Annotated in this window: 4 protein-coding genes and 3 pseudogenes; 2 read left to right on the forward strand and 5 right to left on the reverse strand. The window is 60.0% G+C overall.

The annotated features are described in order from the left end of the window. Positions 1–187: pseudogene (locus tag IVA74_RS07075) on the forward strand (hypothetical protein); the annotation flags it as partial. Between the two features lie 319 nt (positions 188–506). Here the strand turns inward: IVA74_RS07075 and IVA74_RS07080 are convergent. The 5 genes and pseudogenes from IVA74_RS07080 to IVA74_RS07100 form a co-directional block, all read right to left on the reverse strand. Beyond that, a complete protein-coding gene (locus IVA74_RS07080) occupies positions 507–2,261 on the reverse strand; it encodes a PQQ-dependent sugar dehydrogenase (protein ID WP_247341083.1) in 1,755 nt (584 codons plus the stop codon). A gap of 464 nt (positions 2,262–2,725) precedes the next feature. Then, positions 2,726–3,331, reverse strand: coding sequence for a transglutaminase-like cysteine peptidase (locus IVA74_RS07085; RefSeq protein WP_247341085.1), 606 nt, complete (start codon positions 3,329–3,331; stop codon positions 2,726–2,728). A gap of 643 nt (positions 3,332–3,974) precedes the next feature. Further along, positions 3,975–4,181: pseudogene (locus tag IVA74_RS07090) on the reverse strand (HlyD family type I secretion periplasmic adaptor subunit); the annotation flags it as partial. Between the two features lie 613 nt (positions 4,182–4,794). Beyond that, complete coding sequence (locus IVA74_RS07095; RefSeq protein WP_247341088.1) at positions 4,795–5,031, reverse strand: hypothetical protein; 237 nt, start codon at positions 5,029–5,031, stop codon at positions 4,795–4,797. Positions 5,032–5,278: 247 nt separating this feature from the next. Further along, the gene (locus IVA74_RS07100) at positions 5,279–5,491 is read right to left on the reverse strand and encodes a hypothetical protein (RefSeq protein WP_247341090.1); all 213 of its coding nucleotides are present in this window, start codon (positions 5,489–5,491) and stop codon (positions 5,279–5,281) included. Positions 5,492–5,946: 455 nt separating this feature from the next. On the opposite strand from IVA74_RS07100, the pseudogene IVA74_RS07105 reads away from it, so the two are divergent. Next, a pseudogene (locus IVA74_RS07105) lies at positions 5,947–6,660 on the forward strand (YqaJ viral recombinase family protein); the annotation flags it as partial.

Consider the following 6,660-nt stretch of genomic DNA (forward strand, 5'->3'; position numbering starts at 1 on the left):
TGGCTTCGACCAACGCGCCATCACCACCGAAGTCTACGTGCAGGCGCGCGAGGTCCTGGTCTTGTTCGAGGGGCTGCTCAATGCCGCACAAACCAAACGGATGTTGCTGCTGCGCGAGATCAGGAATCGGAGCTGGACGGGCGCAACAAGATCAAGGCTTGCAAACGGCGCGCAAGCACCTCGATGAGATCAGGATAACCGAGAGCACGGACCGCAGCTGTCCTCATGGTACTATTTGGTCCTGCCATTCGATCCGCTTAGCAGAAAGATGTGGCTTGCCTCGCAGGAGCGCGCGTCCGGAGTCCGACGCGCAGATCGGCAAGCTCGCGTATCTCCGACAGGTTGGAGCAAGAGCCCCAGCACGGAAAGCCGCAGTAGATCTCAGGCAGAAGACCTTGATCCCCGAACAACTCGACCAACTTCAATCGATCGGACGGCCAAGATCTCTTCCAGAAAGCGCTGAATGCCACTTGCGATCAGCTGAATGTCAAAGCCGGCGCCTTTTATCAAAGGGTCCGCAGATAGCTGATGATGGCTCGACGTTCTGTCGCGCTGGCAGCACCCACGAAATCCATCATAGTCCCCGGGCAGAAATTGCTTGGGGTACGGAGGAACTCGTCGAGGCGCTCTTCGGTCCATATGCCGCCGATCCGGCGCAAGCTGGACGAATAATCCGGATAGCTCTCGACCGATGCGACTCGACGACCCACGATGCCGAGCAGGTCCGGTCCGATCCGATTTCCACTGATCAACTTCGATTGATGGCAGCTACTGCACTTTTCGGCAAAAAGGGCTTCGCCCGTTGAACTTTCTCTCGGACGCAGCGAGATCAATAATTGATCATCCGTCCATAGCAACAGGCTGCCATCATGCCCCTCGATGATATCGCGAATGCCAATTCCGATCGGGACAGCCTCGAGGTATTTGACTTGACCGTCCCGAACGCGCGCACGAAACAGCGTCGCCGCCTTGAGTGTGGCGATCAGGAGATCACCTTGCCACTGCGAAAACGCTCCGCGCTCCACCCCGACTAGATTCGAAACTGCGATCGAGGGCACCCAAGCGAACACTGGAGCTTCATAGCCCTTCTGCTCCGCTTCAGGCTTGTTCAGCGGCCACGAGAACGAACCATAGTCTGTTCCATAGGTCGCGTATGGCCAGCCGTAGTTTGCGCCCCGGACCAACCGATTGAGTTCGTCGCCGCCCTGCGGGCCATGCTCGGTCGACCATATTGTCCCAAACGGGTCAACGTAGAGGCCTTGCGGATTCCTGTGACCGGCCGTGAAGATTGCAGCGGAGCCATCACGGATGTTGATCGCAATTGTTTTACCGTACGACACGGACGGATCCTGCGGATAAGCATGAACTGAAGCAAGCCCGTCGAAGCCAAAATCACCGACAGTCAACAGCAGCGTATCTGTGCCCAAGAGGGCCATCCGCCCGCCTCCAAAATAACCGACAAACGGAATGCCGCGGCGGCGGTGCTCCCCGCGGACCGGAAGACAGGGCGTGGTTTCATACAGAGTTTTCCATTCGGAGGAAGCTTCGCCGCGAAGGATTGCGGCGCGGTCAGACTCCAGCACGGAGACTCGTTCGGTCCAGCATTCCTCAGTGGCATGCCAGTAAGGATGCGAGACGAAGATGCGCGCAACGGCTCCGACCTCCTGAACTAGCAAGCCATACGCTCTGAACCACTCGGCATTGAGAATCTCGTGTCCGGCCTGCCTCCTTTGGCCCTCCTGCGGCGCATTCGCGTGAAAGTAATGCGCCCACGGACGCCCAGCAGCCGCGGAAAACGCCTCACCGTTGATGGGCACCCGGTACGGCAGTGTAGAGACGGTCACATGGTCCACGGCTTCCCAGGAGAAGACATGGAGATGACCATCTCCGCTCACCACAAGATAACGATCGCCGATCCGGGCCAGCGCACCGCCGCGCACCGCAGATTTTGGAAATGCGTTCGAATAAGTGTGAACCTCTAGGTTGTATAACTCAGTCTTGATCGAGCTGTTGGTGTGCAGCGCGGTCTCGGGGGTAGCGCGCAATGCGAACGAACCCGCGGCGGCGGCGGCGAGCAGCCCGCCAAGCCCCAAAGCTTGGTGCAGCGCCGCAGTGCCTACGAAGTACGGGGCGGGGACGAGTACCAAGGCAGACGTGAAAATGCCGAGCGTGATGGCGCGGGAATAATCGGCTTTGGCTAGGACAAACCCCAGGAAGACCACACCATAAATCGCCGTTGTGGCCGCGATGGTCCTGCCCAATCGCAACCTTGGGGATGAGGGCGGGATCAAAAGAGTATATGCGGCGCTTAGGACGAAAGACGCTATAAGACAGCCAAATGGAAGCGACTGGGCGGCGGGAAGCCGCCAAAATGACGGCCCAAAACTCAATATTGGAAATAGGAAAAGCAACGCGACAGAGGTCGCATACCACAAGACCAGATAACGCCATGGCGGACTTTGGCGCCGGCCAGAATTCGCTCTAGCTCCCGTTTGATCGAGAAGCTTGAAGCGCCTCAGCACACCTTTGCGCGACGACGGAACAATCCTCGTCTTTCGAAACTCCTCAGTTTCTATACCAACATGCGCCCGGGACTCCATTTTTTGGGCCTCACGTTTTTAGTTCGACCAGATTAAATTCTCGATATTTGATTTACAACTGGATTAATACAAGAGAGGTTATTGTGCACCACGCCTTGTGCAGAGCGATGCTGGCGCCCACGCGCTCACGTCCCTTCCTGCCCAACCGCCGCCCACAGCCCGTTACGGCCCGGACTCTGCACGCGAACCCACCGATAGGGCGTCCGCGACCACGGCCTGATCTGTGGCGTGAGATTGTCGAGGACGAGATCGCCGCTTCTGGTCCGCACGAGGAGCACCAGATGATGTTCGCCGGAACTGACAACGACTTCGCTCAATAGCAGGACACGCGCAGGCCAACCGCGCCGAAGCAGCTCGTGGCGCTTGCTCACCGCATAATCGTTGCAATCGCCACGTGCGGGGTTAATGATCCACGCCTCGCCCGCAAGACCAAGCTCGTTGTGGGCGGGCTCTATCGCCAGATTGACCGCGCGATTGATCTCCCGCAGCTCCGCCCATCGCTTCTCAGTCAACCCGATCGGCCCGCCGCGGAAGAAGCGTCGCGGGCTGCATTCGGCCTCATAGCGCAGGCAAAACACCGTGTAAGTGATAGGCGGAAGCGTCGGGCGTCCCAGCTCGATGTGCGCAGGGTCCGCTTGGGGCACGGCCAGAAATGCCGCACCCGCCCATTGAACGCCCCCGATGATCATCACGACGGCTGCTGCGATGATCGAGCCTGAGGTTCGTTGCATCTGGCGATCCTCCTGCGAATGCAAATCGACGCGGGCCGAAGCACGAAGCCGCCGAACACGCAGGTCGCAACTCCATTATTTAAATTATATATTGTAATTTAATTTTCAAGATTAAATATATTAATTATCACATTTAAATCCAGGCGGGCTCGATCGGCGCCGCTGACGCCTGCAAACCAAGAGCGAGACTGATCGAGAAACCCCGGTCAGACAGGCTCTTTCATCCAGGCCGCGCGGAGCGCAAATCACAGGCAACAAGCGCGGCCGTCCCAGAGCGAGACCGACGGATTTTGCGGACGCATATTATTTTATTGATTTAATTTATCGCCACGCTCAAATCGCAAACGGCCTCGCAGGCAGGACCGATTTTATGCCAATTGAGTTGCTCGTCATTGTGGGAGCTGAGGCTGCGATACTCGGCTTCGTCGCGATGGCCCTGCGCGCCAAGCGGATGGACGTGCTGAGCGGGCGATCGCTTGAACAACCCGTGATCTCAGCGCGGCGCGACAGGCACCCGCCGCGGCCGATCGGTTGGCGGGCGCGCGATCTACTGCGGGGGTGGTCGCAGCGACGCTGACGCCCAGGTGTAGGGCGCCAGCCCGCGTGCGTTTCGTCAAGCGCTGCCCACGGCTTGCACCGAGACTCAGCGCTCCTTGAATGCACGCTCCGCCTGATCGTGCAACGGCTTGAGCAGATAGGACAGCGCGGTCCGACCAGCCGTCTTGATGAAGACCTCGACCGGCATTCCTGGCAGCAGCTTGGCGGAGCCGAGCTTCGCCAGCTCCTCGGGCTTCAGCAGGATGCGACCCGTGTAGTAACTTGTGCCGGCGCGCTGATCCTGGGTGATGTCTAAATCGGGAGAATGAGAATGACCCTGGCTTCGGCTCCGCGCAAAGCGTTTTGAAGATTCGCGTCAAGCCTGTGCGCCGCGGCGACCGAGTCGGCGGCCCGGTTCGTTCGGTCATAACCAATATTTCAAATGGTTCGGGTTCCCGCGCCTGCCGCAGGGCCGCCATCCCCCATGGTCTGGATTTGCTTGCGAATCTAAGGCCTAGCCGCATCCGCGCCGCCGGCCAGCAGATGTTGGCAGCGCTGCTGGACTGCCCGGTCCCCGCGGATGCAAAGCGTCTCACGGGCCTGGACCACTATGAGCGCGCGCCGCTCTGGTCGGCAAAAGCGGGCGCTTCGCTTACCCCTCGCGCGGGGCTGATGCGTGAGCAAATTGGCTTCGTTCTGCGACATGATCGTGGATCTCGTGCGGGCCAAGCTTAGAGCTGGTGCGCGCATCGCCAGCGAAAATTTCCCGGAAGTGATGTCAGCCCTGAGAGCGGCGACGCTGCAATAGATGCCGCGCCTGATCTTCTTATCGGTGAGGTGCGCGAAGAAGCGCTCGAACTGGTTGAGCCATGACGAACTGGTTGGGGACGTTGGGGTAATTTTCCATGACGAATGGACGTCGAGTTTCACGCGGCACGGGAGCCTCGATCGAGGAACTTGCGGAACTCAGCAGCGCGGTGGCGTCCATAGCACTTGCCGATGACCCGTCCGCTCGCAATGTCGAGGGCGGCGAACAGCGATGTGTCCTTGTTTTGACCGCCTTCCGCACAGGTCAGCACGATCCGGGCTCTCAGAGCCAGCGCCCGGGCCGTCTTCCGCCGCATCGTCAGCGACTTCAGTTGGGCACGCTCTTCATCGCTCAATGTTAGGGGCGCAAGTTGCTGGACCTGCCATCAGATCCTCCGTCGCTGCTGCACGGCGACGCGAATCTACTGCGAATCTACGATTGCGAACTTGTGACTCGGGACACTAGAGGGCCATCGTTAGCCGGGACAAATGCGGCTCCGGCCAAGGGGTTGCTGGGGATCGTGCTGGGCCGTTTGGAAGGTTGTCTAACGGTAAGTCTGGATCGCGTCCCCGCGATCCCCCCGCGGGATCGAGAAAAAGCGGTTAGTGCGACTCAGAAGGCCTCTTAAGAATCACGACTTTGTCCGGGTTGCTGGAACCTGATCTCTTGCTTTGCCTTTTGACCACTTGCTCAAGCTCAAGCGCCTCTATGGCAAGCTCATCTGCCAAGCGTCCAAACAGTTCACGCTTTTCCGGATCGCTCGCCCGTCTGCTCATCAGGGCGAGATCTGCGGCATCGGCGCGGAGCTTGGCCAATTTTGCCCTGAGGTCCCTCATGTGATTCGGCCCAGATCCTAAACCACCTTTCGGGTGGCGTACGGGTCAACGACGGAAACAGGCTATAGGTTCTTCCTTAACCGCGCGTTAGGCCGGCGCCGCGATTATCATATCGGATCGATCACCATTCTGAATTGACGAGTAGCTCCGCTTCGGCCGTTCATCAAAGAATTCCAGGATGCGCCACCCTGCTGAAATGCCGAAATGGTGGCGCTGACTGGACGCGCGGTATCCTGATCATCGCGGCCGCGGGGACGCGCCAACCCGTGCCGGAGCGCATTGCCGCTGGACCTTGCCTTGCCGCCACACGTTTTCGGGCCGGTGCTGCGCCTGGCGTTGGCACGATTGGCTTCGATTTGTCGGTTTGACGCCATCTTCATGGACCTTCTTTTCGGCCTCTCTGCACGCCCTAAGCCTCGCTCCAAAATTCCAGCTCGGACGCGCGCATTATCATGGGTGACGACCAGGAGGCTCTCACGCGCCTGTGGCAGGAAAAACGCGGCGAGATCGCGCCGCAAGATTTGTCGCGCAACCTGATCGTTCAGCTTGGCAGCGTCACCGAAGACCTCAACCGCAGCTGGTACCAGCGCGCCGCCGGGTACGCGATCACCGACATCCAGAAGCGAGTGCGGCACCCCGTCCATGCCTGGATGGCGGCCACGCTGGACGGCATCGTCGCGCCGAGCGGCGCGGTGTTCGAGGCCAAGTTCATGCTGCCCTGGGCCTTTACCGAAGAGGCGGCGGCCGACAAGCACATGGCGAAGCTGCAGCACAACATGTGGGTGGTCGCGGCGCGCGCGGCCGTGCTCTCGATTATCACCGGCGGCGGCAAATGGGTCGAGATCACCGTGCATGCCGACCCGCTCTACCAACACCTGCTGCTGACCGCGAAGAAGAAGTTCTGGCGCTGCGTGCAGAGCGGCGAGCCGCCGCTGCTGTTCGGCATCGAGACCCCACGGCCGCGGCTTGCCGCCGTCAAGGTCGTCGACATGACCGCCTCCAATCTGTGGGCCGAATGCGCGGCGACCTATCTGCGCACCCGCCAGGCCCATGGCGAGCACGAGCTGGCCAAGACCGAGCTCAAGAAGCTGCTGCCGGAGGATGCCAAGGAGGCGTTTGGCCACGGTATTCGCGCCAAGCGCTCCAAG

This window comes from Bradyrhizobium sp. 132, from assembly GCF_023074185.1.
Lineage (GTDB): Bacteria > Pseudomonadota > Alphaproteobacteria > Rhizobiales > Xanthobacteraceae > Bradyrhizobium.